Genomic DNA, 19,912 nt, shown 5'->3' on the forward strand with positions numbered 1-19,912 from the left:
CTCCTTTTTATTTTAAAGCACGAATGCCTAAATTTCCATAACGGTGGAAAGATATACTTAAAGCTTTTTCATTATGATATAAAAGCAACTCAAAACGTCCGTTCATTAAAGGCTTAGCATTGGCAATGATTTTTGCACAACTTGCTGCTTTTATGAAAATTTCATCATTAATATCTAATGGAGCAAAATAACGAATTCTTTCATAATCAGCTATTTTGCTAATGAAATTTTCTTTACTTTCTTTAAGGAATAAAGTTTTTGAACTAATTTTTTGATTAATCTTTTGCACAAGATCTATTTTTTCATGCTCATCATAACTTAAAATAAGATCAATATTTAGCACACTAGCTGCTAAAATAACTCCTAAAATATCTTTTAAACTATCATCTTTATGTACTCTATAAGCAATATTTTTAACCTTTGTATAAGAGAAAATATTATCCTCGCCTCTTATATTGACATAATCTTTTGCACTTGCAAATTCATGTTTTGCATGATAAGCATAGCTTCTTGCCATAGCTTTAATGACTTCAAAATCGGCTTTATCTTTTTCATTTAAATCCAAGCTTAAAGCATTTAAATTTGATACTAATTCATTATCTAAAACATTTTGATCAGCTTGACTTTGCTCTATATCTAAAAATTGAGTGATGTAATTATAAATTCCAACTTTTCTACCAAAACCAATGGCTGATTTTTTAATACCACCAAAAGGTTGTCTAAGAACTATAGCTCCTGTTGTTGGTTTATTGATGTAAATATTTCCTGCCTCTATGTGAGTGTGGAAGTATTCCCATTCTCTCTCATCTAAACTTTCAAATCCTGCTGTAAGTCCATAACCTGTAGAATTTACTATATCAATAGCTTCTTTTAAATCTTTTGCTTTCATTACAGTTAAAATTGGCGCAAAAAGCTCATTCATGTGTGTAAAATCACCTTTTTTTGTACCATATTTAATCCCTGGAGTTAAAAGATAAGGATTATCATCTACAAATTTAGGCTTTAAAGCCCAACTTTCATATGGAGCTAACTCATCTAATGCTTTTTGCAGTTTTACATCTGGTTTATCTGCTAAAGCTCCAAGTTTATTTTTAAATACAAATGGATTTCCAACCGCCATAGAACTAGCAGCATCTACCAAGGTCTTTTTAAATTCCTCATCTTCATAAACTTCTTCTTCCAAAACAAGTAAAGAAGTAGCAGAGCATTTTTGACCTGAATTTGAAAATGCTGAATGAATGATATTTTTAATCGCACTATCACGATCAGCAAATTTAGAAACAATAGTTGCATTTTTACCGCCTGTTTCAGCACTTAAAAGTAAGGTTGGATTAGCTTTGAGCATTGCATAAGCAGTTTCTTCTCCACCGGTTAATACTGAAAATTTCACACTTTGATCAACAAGCAAGTATTTTGATATATCACTACCTTTAGCAGGTAAGAAAATCAAAGCATCTTTTGGAATTCCCGCATCCCAAAAGCATTTACAAAGCATATAACCTGTTAGCATGGATAAAGATGATGGCTTATATATTACTTTATTACCTGCAGCCAAAGGTGCTGCTATGGTTCCTACTGAAATACCTACTGGAAAATTCCATGGTGCAATTACCACACCTATGCCTTTTGCTTTAAAAGTAGTATTTGGATTTTGCTCTTTTAGTTTTTCCAAAGAATGTGGGTAAAATTCTAAAAAGTCTATAGCCTCACTAACTTCAGGATCAATCTCTAAGAAAGTTTTTCCTACTTCTAAAGCTGCTATACCTATTAAATCTCCTCTACGATCTCTAACAAGTTGAGCAGTTTTTGCTAAAATTTTATAAATTTCATCATGACTTAAATCACTAAAATTTGAGCTCTTAGCTACATCTAAAGCATATTTAATCTCTTTTTGGCCTGCTAAATGTGCTTTACCTATAGTGCGATTTTTGATTTTATCTTTAACTTCTATTACTTGTAAATTTTCATTTTTAATTTCTTCTTTTGCAACCGGATACACATCATAATTTTCTAAATTTTCATATTTAGTTCTTATATTTTTAGCCCATTCTCTATTTGCTTTTAAGATAAAATCTGTATCAGGTTCGTTTTTAAATTCTTTACTCTCATAAGAACTAATAGCCTTTATCTCATTATTTCTATCTTGAGTTCTATGAGTAGAATTATCCAAACTAGCAACGCCTTCTAAAGATTTTATAAATAATTCTTTTTGCATTTGCCAATTTTTATCATTGATTTTAAGGTTGAAAAAATATCTCATGAAATTATCTTCACTAGTATTTTCATCAAGTCTTCTTACTAAGTAAGCAATGGCATTATTAAAATGCGCTTCATCACACACCGGTGCATAAAGTATAAGATCATGCATTTTAGAAAGCTCATAAGAGCATTGCAAACTCATACCTTCAAGCATTTCAAAAGTAAAAGATGATAAAGCTCCTGCTTGTGAAATTCTAGTATAAGCATAAGCAATTTCAAATAAATTATGACTCGCAATACCTACATTAATATATTTATAATTATCGCCTTCTAAGACAAAATCAAGCATTTTCTTATAATTACTATCTGTGTCAATTTTTTTATAAAAAGTAGGTAGAGCCCAACCTCTTTGCGAAGCTATAGTTTCTTCACTTTCCATATTCGCTCCTTTAACAAAGCGAATTTTTATAGGCTTCATACCTTTTAAAACTCTTTCTTTTGAAAAAGCAAAAAGTTTTTTCAAATATTCATAAGAATCAGGAAGATAAGCTTGTAAAACGATACCTGCTTTAATATTATACTTTGCAATACTTTCCATAAAAGCTTCAACGGTTAATTCTAAATCTCTAAATTCCTCCATATCAAGATTGATAAATTTAGACACACCTTGCTTTTTTTCTTCTTCTAAAGCAAGAGCATATAATTTATCCAATCTTTTTACCACTTCATCTTTAGAGTATTCAAAATCAATGATATTAATTTGAGAAAAAATGGTAGTGATTTTAATTGAAATATAAGTAATATAGCTTGTTTTTAATGCTTCTTCATATTTTTTTACTCTATAAGCACTCTCAGCCTCACCCAAAACCTCTTCACCAATTAAATTTACATTTAAGGTAATTTTATCTTCATCTTTTCTTTTACGCATATGAGGCTCTAAAACACTAGGGTTTGCATCTAAAACCATAGCTTTAGTATCTTCTCTTAAATGCTTAATGAAAAATGGCACACTAAGAGTTGGTGCAAATTTTCCAAAATTTAAAAATGAAAAAAGCAAAAATTTTTCAAAAGCACTAAAAAAATCTGCTATACCATATTTGTTTAAAGTATGCTCTATAAGCTCAAAACTCGCACTTTTATCTTTACATCTAAAAGAGCGATCTAAAAGTTCAATCAACATCACTTTATTTTTAGGATTGTTTAAAAGTTTTTGCATTTTGGCGTGAAATTCTTTTTCACTTTGAGAGATATTACTTTCTATTTTTCTTTGTAATTCTTCAGCTAATTGCAAAGCTTTTTGTATCATTTCTTCCTCCATTTAGTAATTAATATCTTTTATGATACAAAAATAGCCACAAAAATCAACATATATTTATTTATAATTTATTTTTTTATGTAAAAAAGTAACAAATATAAACATATATTTTTAATTGTAAATAAAATATTAGCGTAATAATAAATAATTATGAGTATTTCTTACACATCTAGCAATAATCTTTGCCTCTATATTGTAATCTTTCAAAATTTTCAAAGCCTCATTTGCATCTTTTTCACTCATTGCAGCTAAAAGTCCACCTGAAGTTTGAGGATCAAAATACACTATATCCTCATCTTTTTCATTTAAATTATCAACCCAAATTTTTAGGCTATCTTTATTTTTATAAGCTCCTGCTGGGATTATCCCCATATTAGCCATTGGCAAAACTCCATCCATTAAAGGAATTTCATTTTTATACACTTCTATCATAATCTCTTCATTTAACATTTCTTTTAAATGCCCCAAAAGGCCAAAACCAGTAACATCACTTAAAGCACTAAGACTTTTAAACTCCTTTAAAATACGACTTGCGTAAAGATTTAAAAAACTCATTTGCTCTATTGCCTTTAAAATCTTTGCTTTTTCTAGCAAACCAGCCTTGATAGCAGTGCTAATAATGCCACTACCTATAGGCTTAGTAAGTAAAATAACATCACCATCTTTTGCACTATTATTAGCTATAAATTTCTTAGGATGAACTACACCTGTCACACTAAGACCAAAAATAAATTCATCATTTTCTATAGTATGGCCACCTACTAGCACAGCACCAGCTTCTTCAACCTTAGCTCTAGCACCTTCTAAAACTTCAAGTAAAATTTCATTGTTAAAATGACAAGTATCAAAGCCTACAATATTTAAGGCATTAATCACCTCAGCACCCATAGCAAATACATCACTTAAAGCATTGGCAGCAGCTATAACACCAAAATGATACGCACTATCAACCACAGGTGTGATAAAATCAAGTGTTTGCACTAAAGCTAAATCTTCATTTAGCTTATAAACACTTGCATCTTCGTTATTATCAATACCACTTAAAATGTTTTCATGCGGTTTTAAAATGCCAAGAATTTTGTCAAGACCCACCGAGTCTAGTTTGGCAGCTCAACCCGCAGCTTTTACATATTGAGTTAGTTTTTGGTCTTTATATATCATAAAGAAATAATCTTTGCCTTTCCAAAAAGTTCATTTAAAATTTCATAAGCATTACCTATTTTGCCTATTTTAAGCTCTTTAGTTTTACCAAAAAATTCCAAACATGCCCCACAACTATAAATTTCAACCCCTAAATTTTCAAGCTCTTTCATAGCTTCAAAAGCCATATGAGAACAATCAGTATTCATTAAAACACTATCATTAACGCAAAGGATTTTTACAGGTTTATTAGGTAAATCTTTTAAGGTTTTTAAAAAACCTAGCATTAGATTTTTCCCAAGCTCCCCTTCACCTACTTTATCGCTTTTTAAAAACAACACATTATATTCTTGTAAATTTTGTTCTTGAATTTGAACTATATCACCATCTTTTATAATGCTAATAATACTTTCATCATTTACATCTTTCACACTAAAGTTCAAATTTAAAGATTTTAAAAACCTCATTACATTTTCTTTAGAAGCTTGAGAATTTAAAAGAATTTCTAAATTTTCATTTTCTTTTAACTCTTCTAAAGCCTTTTTTGTCTCTATCACAGGACGCGGACAAGCTAAATCTCTACAATCAATTTTCATTTTTTACCTTTTTTACTTAATGATATATTTTTATAACTTGTATTCAAATTAAGTTTTATCTTTTTCTTGATTTTTCTTGAAAAATAATTCTTTAAAGCGCTTATTAGTGTATTCTTCTACATCTTGTTGTAAAATTTTAAAATTTTGAATTAGCTCATAAGCTCTAGGAGTAAGCTTACTACCTGATTGACTTCCCCTTCCTTTTTTAGCAATGAGCAATTCTTCTTTCATATTTTTTTCTAAATCCTGTATATAAAGCCAAGCTTTTTTATAATTAATCCCTAGTTGTTTAGCCGCTTGGGAAATACTTCCGCATTCTCCAACTAATTCTAAAATATCTGTTTTCCCTTTACCAAAAAGTAATTCTCCATCAGGATTTTCTACCCAAATTTTGCTTTTTATATGAAATTTCTTACCTTTTTTTTCTTCAAAACAACCAAGTTCGCAGTATTTAACATCAATTTTATAAGTTTTAAGCGTAGCTCTCATATCAGCCATATTAAAGTTTTTAGCACATTCTAAAGCATCTTTACATGATATGCGACGCTTAGAATCTAGTTTTGTTTCTAATTTTTCTAAAATTTCACTTTTTGCTATATTTTTATTTAACTTTCCAAATTGACCTAACTCGCAATCTGAAATTTTTACGCCTAATTCTTTTATACTAGCTTGAAAATCTTCTTTGGAGTATTGTTTTAAAAGCTCTAGTGCTTTTTTACAAGTAAGTTTATTATTTTCATCAAGATTTTTTTGAATTTGCAAATTTAATTCTTCCATGAATTAACCTTGGATTATAAGTAGTAAAAAAGGGTGCCCGTAAACACCCTTTGGGTTATTTTGCATCAAGTCCTAAATTTTGGCCCTTAAGCAAAACTCTTTTTCTGTACATTGCACTAACTTCAGCTGCATCACCAACCAAAAGTGCATTTGTAGAACAAACCGCAGCACACATAGGCACTTTACCTTCTGCGATACGATTTTGTCCATAAAGTTCTCTTTCTTCATGAGAGTTAGTAGGTTCAGGACCACCTGCACACATAGTACATTTATCCATTTGACCTTTAATACCAAAAGCACCATCTCTTGGAAATTGTGGAGCACCAAAAGGACATGCATAAAGACAATACCCACAACCTATACAAGTTTTTTTATCATGTAAAACAATACCATCAGCTCTAATATAAAAGCATTTTACAGGACAAACTTGCTCACATGGAGCATCTGTGCAGTGTTGGCAGGCAAGAGTTGTTGAAAACTCTTTTCCTTCTATGCCTTCATTTAGAGTGATTACCTTTCTTCTATTAATCCCCACTGGTACTTCGTGCGCACTTGAACAAGCCACTTGACAAGCAAAGCAAGAAATACAGCGATTATTATCTACATAAAATTTCATTCTAGCCATAACTTACCCCTTAAGCCTTTTCAAGTCTGCAAAGTCCTGCATTAAATTCAGAAATTTGCGTATTTATATCAAAACCATAGTTAGTAACCGTGTTAGAACTTTCACCTATAGTATAAGGTCTAGTGCCTTCAGGATAATTATAACTTAAATCCACTCCTTGCATAATACCCGCAAAGTTATAAGGCAAGCAAATTCTATCCGGTGTAACAGAATGATTATGCACACATTTTACTTTAATCTTAGTACCTTGCGGTGAATGAATCCACATCATATCTCCATCATTTATACCATATTTTAAGGCAAGTTCAGGGTGAACATTAGCAAACATTTCAGGTGTGATTGCAGCAAGATATTTACTAGTTCTCTCAAGCATACCTGCACCACTTAAATTTACTAAACGCATACTTGAAATGATAGTTGGAAACTCTTTGCTCCAATCTTTCTTTTGTTGCTCGCTGATAAATTTACTCTCAACTCTGAAGTTTTTCTCTTGATCGCCCCAAGTAGGATATTTTTTAACCAAATCCCAACGAGGTGAGTGGATAGGCTCTCTATGTAGTGGAATAGGATCTGCAAATTCCCAAACTTTCATTCTAGCTCTTGCATTACCTAAACAGCAAGCACTCTTTTCTCTACATTTTTCTAAAATAATACCTGAAATATCTGTACTCCAGCTAGCGCCCATTAATTCTTTTTCGCTATCACTTAGTTTGATATTAAATACTTTTTCAATATTTGCCTTAGTGATTTGTGGGTAACCACCTTTAACTTTACATCCTTTTGGAGTAAAGGCATCATCTGCTAATTGAGAATGTCCTTCATGCTCTAAACCAAAGCGGTTTCTAAAGCCCATACCGCCTTCTTCATAAGGCACATCAGTATTCCATAATATAGAAGTTCCTGGATGTTGTTCATCCCAACAAGGCCAAGGTAAGCCATAGTATTCGCCTTTAACTTCACCACCAAGACCTCTTTGAGTATCAGGATCAAAATGTTCCCAATTTTGTTGGTGTTTTCTTAAGCGTTCAGCTGAAATACCTCTTAAGCCTATACTTAAAAGACCATTACTCATTTCTCTTGTAGCATCATCAGGCCATATAAAATTATCATCATTATCATCTCTTGTTTGTACAAGCTTATGATCTTTCAATTCCATTTTCATACCGCGAGTGTATTCTTTATAAAAACCGAATTTTTTAGCAAAAGCAAACATAATCTCTTGATCTTCTTTGCTTTCATAAATTGGTTTTACTACTTGAGAACGCCATTGCATAGCACGATTAGTCGCAGTGACATAACCTTCTGTTTCAAATTGAGTACAAGCAGGGATAATATAAATACCATCAGAACGATCTGCTAAAACTGCTACTTCATTTACAAAAGGTTCAGCGATTACAATCATATCAAGTTTTTTAAGCGCTTCTTGAATTTTTACCGTATGCGCCATAGAAGTAATACCCGTTCCTTGCACCCAAAGCACACGGATAGGTGAGTTAGAATAAGTTTTTTCTTCATGTAAAACGCCTTGCCACCATTTTGCTAGTGAAAAACCTTTTTCATGCATCCATTCTTTAGAATAAAATCTTGAATTTAAATATTCTCTATCTACATTCCAAAAATTAGCAAAATGATTCCACGCATTATCATCAAGCCCATAATAAGCTGGTAAAGTATCAGCCAAACAGCCCATATCAGTAGCACCTTGAACATTATCATGACCTCTAATGATGTTTGTTCCTGCACCTGGTTTGCCTATATTACCAAGAACGAGTTGTAAGATAGCTAGAATTCTTGTGTTGGAGCTACCTACCGAGTGTTGAGTAATACCTAAAGCCCAAAATAGCGTAGCAGGTTTGATTGTAGCTAGCATTCTTGTAATTTTTTCAAGTTGAGCAGCTGGAACGCCTGTTACATCTTCTACAACTTCAGGAGTCCATTTAGCAGCCTCTGCTTTTATTTCTTCAACACCATAAGTTCTAGTTTTGATTAATTCTTTATCTTCCCAACCGTTTTTGAAGATCAAATGAAGCATACCATAAACTAAAGCTATATCTGTGCCTGGACGAATTCTTACATATTCATCAGCATGTACTGCAGTTTTTGTAAATACAGGATCTACAACTACCAATTTAGCATTATTACGATCTTTTGCTTGTAATAAGTGTTTAAATCCGATAGGATTTGCCACAGCAGTATTTGCACCAAAAATAATCATCATTTTTGAGTGTTTAGTCACATCACCAAAATGATTTGTCATAGCGCCATAACCCCATGTATTCGCCACACCGGCGACTGTTGCGCTGTGTCAAATTCTAGCAACGTGGTCTATATTGTTAGTACCCCAAAATGCTGCAAATTTTCTAAAATAATAAGCTTGTTGGTTATTAAATTTAGCCGAACCTAAAAACATAACACTATCAGGTCCATTTTCTTTACGGATTTCAAGCATTTTATCGCCAATTTCATTGATAGCTTGCTCCCAAGTTAAACGCACCCATTTGCCATTTTCTTTTTTCATAGGATATTTAATACGCTGTTTTGATTTAGTAAGATCGATTTGATCTATCCCTTTACAGCAGTGTGATCCTTGAGAAATAGGATGTTCTATAGCGTTTTCTTGACGCACCCAAACTCCATCTTGTACTTCTGCTTTAATTCCACAGCCTGCACTACAGATACTACAGATTGTTCTAACAATCTTAGAATCTGGATAAGGATTTGCTACTTCTTGTTCACTTGCAGCTCTAATAGCTTTGTTTTCACTACCAAAAGCCGCACTTCCAAGACCAGCAATACCAGCAAGCTTAAGAAAATTTCTTCTTGCTAATGCCATCTTCTTCCTTTCTTAATTAATAAGCTATTTTGTAGTATTTTTCCCAATGCATAGTTTTTTTATAAAGCACTTCTTTTTTAGTACTTTTTCCTAAAACTACGGTATTTTGCTCTTGGTAATCATCTTTAGCTAAAGCATTCACACTTGCCCCAGCTACTACCCCTAAAGCACCAATTTTCAAAGATTTTTTTAAAAAATCCCTTCTTTGATTGGCCTCCATGTTCTCTCCTTTGAAATAAAAGTAAAGAATAACTATAAATACTTATTTTCAAAGTATTTATACACTTAACAAGATAAATTTTGCATATTTTCACTTAAGATTTTATTTAATTTCTATTTTCATAAAAAGATGATTTTGATAATATGTATTTTGGTAACAAAATACATATTAATTTTTATAATTTACTAAGTTCTTCTATATTTGTTTTGCTAAATTTAGTAGGAAGTCTTGGCTCATAAGGAAGTCTTTGTAAAGCCTCATCTGCTACACTTTTACCTTCTTTTTTTATAGGTGCTTGTACTTCCAAATAAGCTCTTTCATTTGCAAAAAAGACTTTCATAATATTGGCAATAGCAATGTAAAAATTTGAGTTTTTGTGGATTTGTAATTTTTCTATAAACTCATCTATTATAGGGTTTATCACAAAACGAAATAATTGCTGTGCAACTTTTAAATCATACTCAATAATACTTGCCATAAAAGCAAACAAAAAGCCAAATTCATCTTCACTTTGCCTGCAATCTTCTTTTTTTCTAAATTTGGTTTTTCTAATGATTTCACAGGCTTGAAGCTTCATTTTGCCATCATCCCTACCCTCATCATAAAAAGAAGCACTAATAGGCACATTCACATAAGAAAAATCAAAAAACACTCCATTTTGTTCTTCTTTAAAACTTGCAAAATCACATACACTAAGTTTTTCAAAATCAAATTTTAAACTATCATCTAAAGGACTTTGAGCTAAAACTAAAACTTGCTCATGCCAAATTTTAAACTCATTTTCATCGATAAAATTAAAAGCTTTTGAAAAAAATTCATAAAAATATTTACGCGAAAGATCAATATCTTGTATCATTAATTTTCCTTGTTATTTTTATTTGATTATAACAAGGAAAATTTAAAAAAATCAAGTGAGATTTTAAAATTTTGTTTTAGAATCGTAAGTAAACGATGGATTGATTTGTTTTTTATCGCTTAGTTCTTTATACCAATAAGAATGTAAAATATAAACTTCCTCTTCTTCTTTATAACCACTAATCATAGAGTGGATACTTCCTTTAATAGCAAATACAGCCATATAAATATGAATAGCAAAAAATACTGCACATAAAATACCCAAAATATTATGGATGATAGCTGAAGCTCTTAAAATATCTATATGAGAAATTCCAAAAATAGATTGCAAAGAAGTAGAATTAAAATCAAGGAAAAACATAAATGCACCGGTGATTATCATCAAAAAGCCACCAAAAACAGCTATATAATACCAAGATTTTTGACCAAAATTAAACTTACCCGCAGGCACAGGTTTTTTCTCTTTACTTAAATATCCACCTACTATCATCATCCATCTTAAATCATAACTTGCAGGAAGCATTCTTTTTATCCAACACAAAAACATAGGAATGATGGAAATGATAAATAAAATAGTAGCAATGCCATGTAAGTTTTTACACATTCTTACAAAAAATCCACCGCCAAAATACGATCCAAAAATCATAATAAGTCCGGTTGGTACAAGGATAATCCAAGAGATTGCTGCTACAAAATGAAACAATCTTTCAAATACTGAAAAAGCGTAAATTTTCTTACCATCATGAGAAAATTTCTTTGGACCTATGACCATATAATGCAAAGCAAAAGCTGAAATTACGACTATAAGTATAATCAAAACAGCACTTGCAATATACTCACCTTGCAGTTTAGTCCACAAAGCACCAAAATTTTGATAACTTTCTATATTCATCACTCTTTGCACATCCCAAATTTGAGTATTTTTAACTTCAAAATTTTCTTGAGCAAATAGAAAGTTAAAACAGGCTAAAAGAGCTAGTATAACTCTATGCATAAATTACTCCTAAACATTACACGCTAGAAAAAGCTTAGCATTGTAGTTTTGTTAATTTTCAGTTTCCATTTTTATTTTAAAAAAAGTTTTATTTAAAAAACATAAATTTGCAAAAAACTACAAAAAAACTCAATTTTTAGTTTCTTTTTGAATAATTTTCATAACAAAACTCTCTTATCATAGATAAATTTTCATTCTTATCTAAGAACATTAAATTTGGAAGTCTTACTCCATTAAAAGTAGTGTTTTTAACTATGGAATAATGAATTTGATCTAAAAATACTATTTTTTGTCCTATTTTTAACTCTTGATTAAAAGCATACTCACCCATGATATCCCCTGCTAAGCAAGTATTGCCACCAAGTAAATAAGCAAATTCATTTTCTTTTAACTCGCTGTAATTTTGTCCATCACGACTTGATAAAATTCTAGCATTTAAAACCTCGCTTGTATAAGGCATAATGATAGTATCTGGCATATGAGCTTCGCTTGAAGTATCTAAAATAGCTATTTTTTTCTCATTTTCTACTATATCTATTACACTTGCAACTAAAGTCCCACACTGCCAACCCACAGCCTCACCTGGCTCAAGATACACTTGCACACCGTATTTATCGCTAAATTTTTTACAAAGATCAATTAGTTTTTGCGTGTCATAACCTTCTTTAGTAATATGATGGCCTCCACCAAAATTAACCCATTTTATATTTTTAATAAATTTTGAAAATTTAGCCTCAAAAGCATTTAACACAAGCTCTAAAGAATGCGCACTTTCTTCACACAAAGCATGAAAATGAAGCCCACTTAAAGCACTTAAATCTTCATTTTCAAAATCAATCGCACGAATTCCTAATCTTGAAAATCTACCACAAGGATTATAAAGTTCTTTTGGAGCCACTGAAAGCTCTGGATTACAACGCAAACCAAGAGACTTTTTACTTGCTTTGTCTTTAAATTTTTTAAACTGATTAAAAGAATTAAATACTATATGGTGTGAAAGATCTATGATTTCATCTATTTCATCATCTTTAAAAGCAGGCGAAAAAGTATGAATTTCTTTGTTCATATATTCTTTTGCGAATTTAGCTTCCCAAAGCCCACTGCAAGTACAACCTGATAGATACTCACCCACTATATCCATAGCACCTGAAAAAGCAAAACCCTTTAGAGCAAGCAAGACTTTTGCTCCACTTTGCTCACTCACTTTAGCCAAAAGCTCACAATTTTTTCTAAGCTTGTCTTCTTCTAAAATATAAGCAGGAGTCTGAAAGTCTTTATCTAAATGATTTTTAATTAGCATTATTTGTCCTTAATTTTTTGATTTAAAACCACTTGTATAACAAATCATATTAAAATTATATCTTGTTTTTATAATTTACAATCATTAATCAAATAATAGCTATAATCAAAATCCAAATCAAAATTAATTTAGGAGTAAAAATTTAATGGATAGAAGGTTATTTTTAAAATTTAATGCTTTAGGTTTAGCAAGTATTAGCAGTGCTTATGCAATGGGGGATCATTCTCATCATAATATGCACTCAAAACATACACAAAAAGATACAAAAGAAATCGATACTTCTTTTATCAAACTAGAAAATCCAAACATTAAACTACTCGATGAAAAAGACTTTCCTAGCGGACAAACATTAGCAAATTTAAAACTTCTAAAAAACACAAGTGCAAAGAAAAATTTCTTTAGATCAAGTATAGAAATCAAAGAAAGTCAAATAGAGCTTGTTAAAGGTAAAAAAACAAAATGCTTTACTTATAATGGCTCTATACCTGGACCTAAAATAGAAGTTTATGAAGGTGATACTGTAGAAATTTTGGTAAAAAATAGTTTAAAAGAGCCAACTACTATCCACTGGCATGGACTTGACATACCACCTGAGCAAGATGGCAACCCACACGATCCTATCATGCCTGGTAGAGAAAGAATTTATCGCTTTAAACTTGGAGAAAATTCAGCAGGAACTTACTGGTATCATCCACACCCACACTACACCACAGCAAAGCAAGTTTATAAAGGCTTAGCAGGGGTATTTGTAGTAAAAGCCAAAAAAGACGCGTTGTCGCATTTACAAGAACAAGATTGGGTGATTAGTGATTTGCGTTTAGATGAAAACGCACAAATTCCCGATAATAATTTATTTGATTGGCTAAATGGTAGAGAAGGAAATTTAGTTCTTATCAATGGACAATTAAAACCAAAAATAACACTTGACAAAGCTCAAAGAATTCGTATTTATAATTTTTGTGCGGCAAGATATTTAAATTTACGCATTAAAGGTGCTAAATTTATTTTAGTAGGAACTGATGGAGGGCTTATAGAAAAAGGTGTTGAATTAGATGAATTATTTTTAAGTCCTGCTTCAAGAGTAGAAGTGCTAATCAAAGCAAGTAAGGGTGAATTTAAACTTGAAAGTACTTATTATGACCGCGATAAAATGCTTGTTAAAGAAGAACCTTACACTCTTATGTTGGCTGATCTTAAAGTAGAAAAAACTATAGAAAACATACCTGAAAAGCTACGAGAATTTCCACCTTTAAAAGAAGCTACAAGCTTTAAAGAAGTGATTATGAGCGAAGATCATATGCAAATGCATGGTATTAGTAAAAAAAGTGAAGAAGAAATCAAAAAAAGCCTTGCCTCTATGTTTTTAATCAATGGTAAAACATTTGATATGAATAGAACAGATTTAACCTCAAAATTAAATGAAGTAGAAGAATGGGTAATAAAAAACAAATCGCATATGGATCATCCTTTCCATATACATGGAACACAATTTGAACTCATATCTTCTAAATTTAAGGGTAAAATAACAAAAGCAAAATTCAGAGCATTGCAAGATACGATTAATGTAAGACCTGGAGAAGAATTAAGACTTAGAATGAGTCAAAAATTTACCGGTATTAGAATGTTTCACTGCCATATTTTAGAGCATGAAGATCTTGGAATGATGGGAATTTTAGAAATCAAAGAATAAAGGTAAAAAAATGGTAAAAGTTGAATTTCTAGGGCCAATTAACAAAGAAAGCTTAGAACTAAATGTAAGTAATCTTAAAGAATTAAAAGCAATTTTAGGGCAAGATGAAAGCTTAAAAGAATGGCTTGAACTTTGTGCAGTTGCTTTAAATGATGAAATGGTTTTTGATGATGAAACTACCTTAAAAGATGGGGATAAAATTTGTTTATTACCACCGGTTTGTGGAGGATGAGTTATGTTTGAATTACATCAAGGAGCCTTAGAAATTCCTAGCATTTATGCTAGATGGTATGAATATGCTAAAGATAAAAACTGCGGAGCTTTAATCACATTTTGCGGTATAGTGAGGGCTGAAGATGAGATTGAGGCTTTAAGTTTTGATATATATGAGCCTTTATTAAAAACTTGGTTTGAAAAATGGTGCCAAAAACTTGCAAATGAAAATGTAAGCTTGATGTTTGCTCACTCTATCGGTGAGGTTAAAGTGCATGAGAGTTCTTATTTTGCTGGGGTTTTAAGCAAGCAAAGAAAATTAGGACTTAAGTTAATTAATGATTTTGTAGAAGATTTTAAAGCAAGCGCACCTATATGGAAATATGATATCATTAATGGCGAAAAAATTTATGCCAAAGAACGCTCTTTGAAACTTCAAGGAGCAGGAATTTTAAGCACTAAGGACTAAAATGCTAACTTCTTATAGCCAAAGTTTAGACATACTTCATTCACACATACAAGCATATGAAAAGATAGAAAACATCGCTTTAACACAGTGCTTAGATAGAATTTTAGCCATAGACATCAAAGCTTCTACTAACAACCCTCAATTTCCTACTGCTTCTATGGATGGCTATGCGATTAAATTTAGCGAACAAAATGAGCCTTTGTCTATCATAGGCGAAGTACCTGCTGGAATTTTCCCAAGCTTTAAAATACAAAATAAAGAATGTGTTAAAACCTTTACAGGCTCTTTGATGAGTGAAGGTTGTGATACCTTAGTGCCTGTGGAAAAAGTTGAAGTTAAAAATGATGTGATTTATATAAAAGAAAAAGTTCCACAAGGCTTTGCTGTGAGAAAGGTGGGCGAGAGCTACACCGAGGGCGAAATTTTACTCACAAAAGGCACAAAGCTAGGCTATAGCGAGATAGCACTTTTAGCTGAGCTTGGATATTTTCACATTAGTGTTTTTGCTAGACCTATCATAGGTGTGCTAAGTAGTGGAAGTGAGATCAAAGACTTAGGCGAAAGCTTAGAACACCCCGCACAAATTCGCTCATCAAACCATGTAGCCATAGCTAATATGGCAAAAAAACTTGGTGCTGAAGCTAGAATTTTTCCACTTTTAAAAGATGATATGCAAAAAACTCCAAGTGTTTTAAAACAAGCACTTAATGCGTGTGATATTTTAGTTACCACTGGTGGAGTTTCCATGGGGGATTTTGACTTTTTAAAGCAAGCTGTTAAAGAGTATGAAATCATCTTAGATAAAGTCGATGTAAAACCTGGCAAACACATCAAAATAGCCAAATTTGAAGATAAATTCATCTTTGCTCTACCGGGTTTTCCATACTCGGCTATGGTGATGTTTAATTTATATGTAAGAGAACTTTTAAATGCTTGGCTTTTACAAGAAAAAGACTATATATTTAAAGCATTTGCAAATACTGACTATAAGAAAAAAAGTTCGCATTTAGAATTTGTAGCTTGTAATGTGGAATTTAAAGATGGAAAAATTTATGCCAATTTAAAAGGCAAAAAACAAGGCTCAAGTGCCATCATCAACAACCTTAACCACAAAGCTACATTAATGATAGCAAATGATGATATAAAAGAAAATGATTTGGTGGATATAATTTTTATGCCTTAGGCATAATTTTTATCTTCAACCTACTCCAAGCAATAATAAAAAGAATGATGATATAGATATAGATAAAACCAACACTAGGATAAATAAATTTTTCTAGATCAAAAAACATCATAAAACCTTTTAAATAAACTTTTATAAAACTACTTAAATCAAAATTAAAAGTTACAAACATATTATTTTTGATAAACAAAAAATAGACATTATGGGTAAATAAATACATATAAAACACAAAAAAGATTTTCATTCCACTAATTTTGACTAGTTCTTTAAAAAAGAAAAATGCCGATATAGTATTTAAAATTGATACAATACCAAATAACTTTAACATCATTATTAACTCTATAAAATAACACAAATAAGAAATCATCCATAAAGTAAAAAACAATAATAATTTGTATGATTTTATCTTTTTGCAAAGCAGAATGATAGATACAAAAGAAAATATACAAAAAAAGCATCCTAAAATAATTAAAACTATTTCAAGAGGAAAAATTATACCAGATGAAAAATCATCAAGAACAAACATAATAAAAACCCAAAGATAGGTGATGAAAGGAAACACACAAGCAAGAATCATTGTAATTTTAATAAGCTTTAATCCTTGAGTCGTTGTTGCATAATTTTCTTTTATTTCTTCATCAAAACTTTCAAAATTTAGCCAAGCTAAAGCATGGTAAATAAATCCTGTAATTAAAAATGAAACTGCTATAAAAATTAAGATTGGAGCACCAATTAAAAATAAAGTATTACCTTTATTTGCTTGATTTGAAAGCACATCATATATATAAAAAAAAGAAATTTCAATATTTAAATGAAACAAAAATAAGCCTATATTTATACTTACAACAAGTATCAACAAACCTATAAAAAATAGATTAAAAGCTTTAATAAAATATTTTTGATGCGTTACTCTTGCAATTTCATAAAATATATTCTTAGTAAATTTATAAGATAATAAACAATTAATAATCATACATATTGCAATTATCGCTACTGTATGTTCAAAACTTATATAACCAGTTGGATGCAAAATCAAAACAGAAAATAAAAAGAAGGTTAAATTTATGAACATGGTAATAAAAAAATTACTTAATAATTCCTTAGCACCTGCGTGAACTTCGAGTTTATTTAAAACGATAATAAATAAAATAAAAGCCGTTATAGCAAATAATGGCATTATGGCCAACATGCTACAAATTAAACTCATAAGAGCAAGAATTTTAATATTTCTAGTAATTTTTTGTTGATTTTTCATAAATTCTCTTTCAAAAATAATTCAAATTTTTATATTATATAGATTATTTTAACCTAGTTTATCTTATAATTTTTAAAATACCTGTCAATAGCACTTTAGCTTTTTCTTGATTTTGTTTTAAATCATTTAAAATCTCTTCTACTTCACGAGTTATTATACTAGTCATTATCTAAAATATTATAGTTATTATCTGCGATATAAGCTTTTAATTCTTTTTCTAATATATCTTCAAGATCTATTTGATTAGTCCATTTATTTATTTTATTTACTTTGATATCAAAACATCCTTGTTTTAAATTATTAATTATTCTATTTATATAATCATCTTTATGTTGAATTTGTGTTAGTTTATCTATAGTGTTTTTTCTCCAATTTTCATTATGTACTAGTATAATATGCTTATTTTTTAATCCTTTTGCAAAACCATATTCATATAAAACATTACTATTATTGGTGCTACAATCAACTATAATAATATCTGCTTTCTCTATATTTTCAAATATCTTTTCTATTATATTATCATCTTTTTTTTCATTCATAATCTCCATTAGATTAAAGTTATGGAGTTTATTTATACCTTGAATTCTATGAATTGATTTTTCTATAGAATCTTTATATTGATTAATATATATTTCATTATATTCCATAGCAACAAAAATATGTTTTACTCTTTCTAGTGTTTTTATATATGAATTAAAACTTTCATATAAATCGGCAAAATTTTTAAAATTATCTAAATTGTAATTAAATTTTTTTATCCATTTATTGAACAATTTAAGTTGTTTATTAAAAATTTCTAATCTATCATATTTATATTTAAGATAACATATGGCACCTAATAGACTACATTTAATGTTGTTATCATGTTTATATTCGCAGTATTTATATATGGCATCTTTTATAATATTTACAATGCTTTGATCAAATTTTTGATTCAATATTTCATTGATTACAGAGATTAAAATCTGTTTTTCTTCTTCATTTAAATCTCTCCATGCTTCTTGTGTGTTTTTTAGGGTATTTAATAATTGATCAGATTCTATAAATTCTTTTAATACATTAGCGTCTGCTTTTGTAACTAAGTCAAAAATTTTATTTGAGGTAACTGGTAGTGCCTTTGAATTTAATAAATAAAAATATAGATGCTCTTGAGAATATTTTTCGTTCTTAGGAACAAATAAAATACAAAAAGAAATCATTCGATTTTCACCTTCTTCTGCTATTAATGACAATGCTTCTATTCTATGATTTCCATCTAACCTATATAATTTTTTATCTTTTTCTATATCAAATTTAAAAACTGCAAAACCAAAAGTTCTCATAGTTGCAGCTGTTTCCATTGAATTTATTTGTTTTAAATCTTTTATAGTATAATCCAAGCATTCTAGCTCATCTAAATTTTTACTTACATCATATGAATATAATAAAGTTACTTCAGGAAAGTATATGTCACTTTTAGAAGACTTATTTACATAACTTACGATTTTATTTCTATGATTTTCGTCAATATCTCTTTGAAATTCTTCATTGGTTTTTGATATTTGAGCAATTGTTTTTATATCGGTAAAACCTCTAAAAACTTCTATTCCATTTTTAGCTACAAGAGGTTTTATTTTTTTATATTTTTCTGTATTATCAAAACGAAAATTTTTAGTTTTTGCAAGTTCTATTAAATCTTTTGGCACCTCCTTTACTTCTTCACAAACTCCAAGGATTTCTCTAATTCCATATAGCTTAATCATATTAATTCCTTTTTATTTTATTATAATCTTTTCTACCTCTAGATATAAGTCTTGTTCAAGTTTTTTAGCTTTTTGTTTATTTTCTTCTATTTTTTCATATTTTTGCTCTAGCTCTTCAATTATTTTATTTTGGATTTCAATTGGTGGAAGTGGTATTTTTAAATATTGATAAGAGCTTAAATAATAGCGTCTATGAGCTTTACTTATATCTATTTTAATAATTTTTAAGACTTCATATAAAAATTTTATATTTATTTTAGTATTATCTCTAATCTTTAGTATTTTTAAAGCATCAGACTTTACTTTAAAATTAAAATCCACAAATTGAATTGCTGTTGTAAAATCATCAAATATAATTACAGGTGGATTGTTAAATATGCCAAAATCCTCATCCGTATATCCTAATATAAAAGTTTTACCAGCTGTAAGAACAGGAGTGGTAAAATTATCACTATAATTTGTACTTGATACTATATATTTTTTAGGCAGTTCGTAATCTAATATGT

Annotated in this window: 17 protein-coding genes; 4 read left to right on the top strand and 13 right to left on the bottom strand. The window is 29.9% G+C overall.

Annotated elements, in window-relative coordinates:
* Positions 1-7: 7 nt before the first annotated feature.
* The 10 genes from L8W69_RS01600 to nspC all read right to left on the bottom strand — a co-directional run bounded on the left by L8W69_RS01600 (position 8) and on the right by nspC (position 12,854).
* Complete coding sequence (locus L8W69_RS01600; protein WP_263661072.1) at positions 8-3,505, bottom strand: bifunctional proline dehydrogenase/L-glutamate gamma-semialdehyde dehydrogenase; 3,498 nt, start codon at positions 3,503-3,505, stop codon at positions 8-10.
* Positions 3,506-3,643: 138 nt separating this feature from the next.
* Entirely contained in the window at positions 3,644-4,675 is a 1,032-nt protein-coding gene (gene selD / locus L8W69_RS01605; protein ID WP_263666266.1) for a selenide, water dikinase SelD, read from the bottom strand.
* Entirely contained in the window at positions 4,672-5,250 is a 579-nt protein-coding gene (gene yedF, locus L8W69_RS01610) for a sulfurtransferase-like selenium metabolism protein YedF (RefSeq protein WP_133319412.1), read from the bottom strand. Before yedF ends, selD begins: the two co-directional genes overlap by 4 nt.
* Positions 5,251-5,298: 48 nt before the next feature.
* Complete coding sequence (locus L8W69_RS01615; protein ID WP_263666267.1) at positions 5,299-6,027, bottom strand: winged helix-turn-helix domain-containing protein; 729 nt, start codon at positions 6,025-6,027, stop codon at positions 5,299-5,301.
* 55 nt (positions 6,028-6,082) lie between these two features.
* Positions 6,083-6,652: a formate dehydrogenase FDH3 subunit beta gene (gene fdh3B / locus L8W69_RS01620; RefSeq protein WP_133319414.1), complete on the bottom strand. Its 570-nt coding sequence runs from the start codon at positions 6,650-6,652 to the stop codon at positions 6,083-6,085.
* A 10-nt stretch (positions 6,653-6,662) separates the two neighbouring features.
* A complete protein-coding gene (locus L8W69_RS01625; RefSeq protein ID WP_133319415.1) occupies positions 6,663-9,485 on the bottom strand; it encodes a formate dehydrogenase subunit alpha in 2,823 nt (940 codons plus the stop codon).
* A 16-nt stretch (positions 9,486-9,501) separates the two neighbouring features.
* Entirely contained in the window at positions 9,502-9,705 is a 204-nt protein-coding gene (locus tag L8W69_RS01630) for a twin-arginine translocation signal domain-containing protein (protein ID WP_012661099.1), read from the bottom strand.
* Positions 9,706-9,880: 175 nt separating this feature from the next.
* On the bottom strand, positions 9,881-10,561 hold the full coding sequence (locus tag L8W69_RS01635) for a molecular chaperone (protein WP_263666268.1): 681 nt from the start codon (positions 10,559-10,561) through the stop codon (positions 9,881-9,883).
* A gap of 63 nt (positions 10,562-10,624) precedes the next feature.
* The gene (locus tag L8W69_RS01640) at positions 10,625-11,554 is read right to left on the bottom strand and encodes a formate dehydrogenase subunit gamma (RefSeq protein ID WP_263661079.1); all 930 of its coding nucleotides are present in this window, start codon (positions 11,552-11,554) and stop codon (positions 10,625-10,627) included.
* Positions 11,555-11,690: 136 nt separating this feature from the next.
* Positions 11,691-12,854 (bottom strand): carboxynorspermidine decarboxylase, encoded by a 1,164-nt coding sequence (nspC, locus tag L8W69_RS01645; RefSeq protein ID WP_263666269.1) that lies wholly within the window; start codon positions 12,852-12,854, stop codon positions 11,691-11,693.
* A 145-nt stretch (positions 12,855-12,999) separates the two neighbouring features.
* Between nspC and L8W69_RS01650 the strand changes: the two genes are divergently transcribed.
* The 4 genes from L8W69_RS01650 to L8W69_RS01665 are packed head-to-tail and all read left to right on the top strand — an operon-like array spanning position 13,000 to position 16,409.
* A complete protein-coding gene (locus L8W69_RS01650) occupies positions 13,000-14,544 on the top strand; it encodes a multicopper oxidase family protein (protein ID WP_263666270.1) in 1,545 nt (514 codons plus the stop codon).
* Positions 14,545-14,554: 10 nt separating this feature from the next.
* Entirely contained in the window at positions 14,555-14,776 is a 222-nt protein-coding gene (locus tag L8W69_RS01655) for a molybdopterin synthase, small subunit (protein WP_039617593.1), read from the top strand.
* 3 nt (positions 14,777-14,779) lie between these two features.
* Positions 14,780-15,226: a molybdopterin synthase catalytic subunit gene (locus tag L8W69_RS01660; protein WP_039627992.1), complete on the top strand. Its 447-nt coding sequence runs from the start codon at positions 14,780-14,782 to the stop codon at positions 15,224-15,226.
* 1 nt (position 15,227) lies between these two features.
* Positions 15,228-16,409, top strand: coding sequence for a molybdopterin molybdotransferase MoeA (locus L8W69_RS01665; RefSeq protein ID WP_263666272.1), 1,182 nt, complete (start codon positions 15,228-15,230; stop codon positions 16,407-16,409).
* Here the strand turns inward: L8W69_RS01665 and L8W69_RS01670 are convergent.
* From L8W69_RS01670 to L8W69_RS01680, 3 genes are all read right to left on the bottom strand, one after another.
* The gene (locus L8W69_RS01670; protein WP_263666273.1) at positions 16,399-17,664 is read right to left on the bottom strand and encodes a hypothetical protein; all 1,266 of its coding nucleotides are present in this window, start codon (positions 17,662-17,664) and stop codon (positions 16,399-16,401) included. The two genes, L8W69_RS01665 and L8W69_RS01670, sit on opposite strands and share 11 nt — an antisense overlap.
* A gap of 158 nt (positions 17,665-17,822) precedes the next feature.
* Positions 17,823-19,406: a hypothetical protein gene (locus L8W69_RS01675; RefSeq protein ID WP_263666274.1), complete on the bottom strand. Its 1,584-nt coding sequence runs from the start codon at positions 19,404-19,406 to the stop codon at positions 17,823-17,825.
* Positions 19,407-19,418: 12 nt separating this feature from the next.
* Positions 19,419-19,727 carry a hypothetical protein gene (locus L8W69_RS01680; protein WP_263666275.1) on the bottom strand — a complete coding sequence of 103 codons (309 nt, stop codon included), beginning with the start codon at positions 19,725-19,727 and terminating at the stop codon, positions 19,419-19,421.
* Positions 19,728-19,912: the final 185 nt, after the last annotated feature.

Source organism: Campylobacter sp. CNRCH_2016_3089, from assembly GCF_025772505.1.
Lineage (GTDB): Bacteria > Campylobacterota > Campylobacteria > Campylobacterales > Campylobacteraceae > Campylobacter_D > Campylobacter_D lari_D.

What these genes read in the sequence shown, in the direction of transcription:
- L8W69_RS01600 (WP_263661072.1), bottom strand. Translation starts at nt 3,505, where the DNA reads ATGATACAAAAAGCTTTGCAATTAGCTGAAGAATTACAAAGAAAAATA.
- yedF (WP_133319412.1), bottom strand. Translation starts at nt 5,250, where the DNA reads ATGAAAATTGATTGTAGAGATTTAGCTTGTCCGCGTCCTGTGATAGAG.
- L8W69_RS01615 (WP_263666267.1), bottom strand. Translation starts at nt 6,027, where the DNA reads ATGGAAGAATTAAATTTGCAAATTCAAAAAAATCTTGATGAAAATAAT.
- fdh3B (WP_133319414.1), bottom strand. Translation starts at nt 6,652, where the DNA reads ATGGCTAGAATGAAATTTTATGTAGATAATAATCGCTGTATTTCTTGC.
- L8W69_RS01630 (WP_012661099.1), bottom strand. Translation starts at nt 9,705, where the DNA reads ATGGAGGCCAATCAAAGAAGGGATTTTTTAAAAAAATCTTTGAAAATT.
- L8W69_RS01635 (WP_263666268.1), bottom strand. Translation starts at nt 10,561, where the DNA reads ATGATACAAGATATTGATCTTTCGCGTAAATATTTTTATGAATTTTTT.
- L8W69_RS01640 (WP_263661079.1), bottom strand. Translation starts at nt 11,554, where the DNA reads ATGCATAGAGTTATACTAGCTCTTTTAGCCTGTTTTAACTTTCTATTT.
- nspC (WP_263666269.1), bottom strand. Translation starts at nt 12,854, where the DNA reads ATGCTAATTAAAAATCATTTAGATAAAGACTTTCAGACTCCTGCTTAT.
- L8W69_RS01650 (WP_263666270.1), top strand. Translation starts at nt 13,000, where the DNA reads ATGGATAGAAGGTTATTTTTAAAATTTAATGCTTTAGGTTTAGCAAGT.
- L8W69_RS01655 (WP_039617593.1), top strand. Translation starts at nt 14,555, where the DNA reads ATGGTAAAAGTTGAATTTCTAGGGCCAATTAACAAAGAAAGCTTAGAA.
- L8W69_RS01660 (WP_039627992.1), top strand. Translation starts at nt 14,780, where the DNA reads ATGTTTGAATTACATCAAGGAGCCTTAGAAATTCCTAGCATTTATGCT.
- L8W69_RS01665 (WP_263666272.1), top strand. Translation starts at nt 15,228, where the DNA reads ATGCTAACTTCTTATAGCCAAAGTTTAGACATACTTCATTCACACATA.
- L8W69_RS01670 (WP_263666273.1), bottom strand. Translation starts at nt 17,664, where the DNA reads ATGAAAAATCAACAAAAAATTACTAGAAATATTAAAATTCTTGCTCTT.
- L8W69_RS01675 (WP_263666274.1), bottom strand. Translation starts at nt 19,406, where the DNA reads ATGATTAAGCTATATGGAATTAGAGAAATCCTTGGAGTTTGTGAAGAA.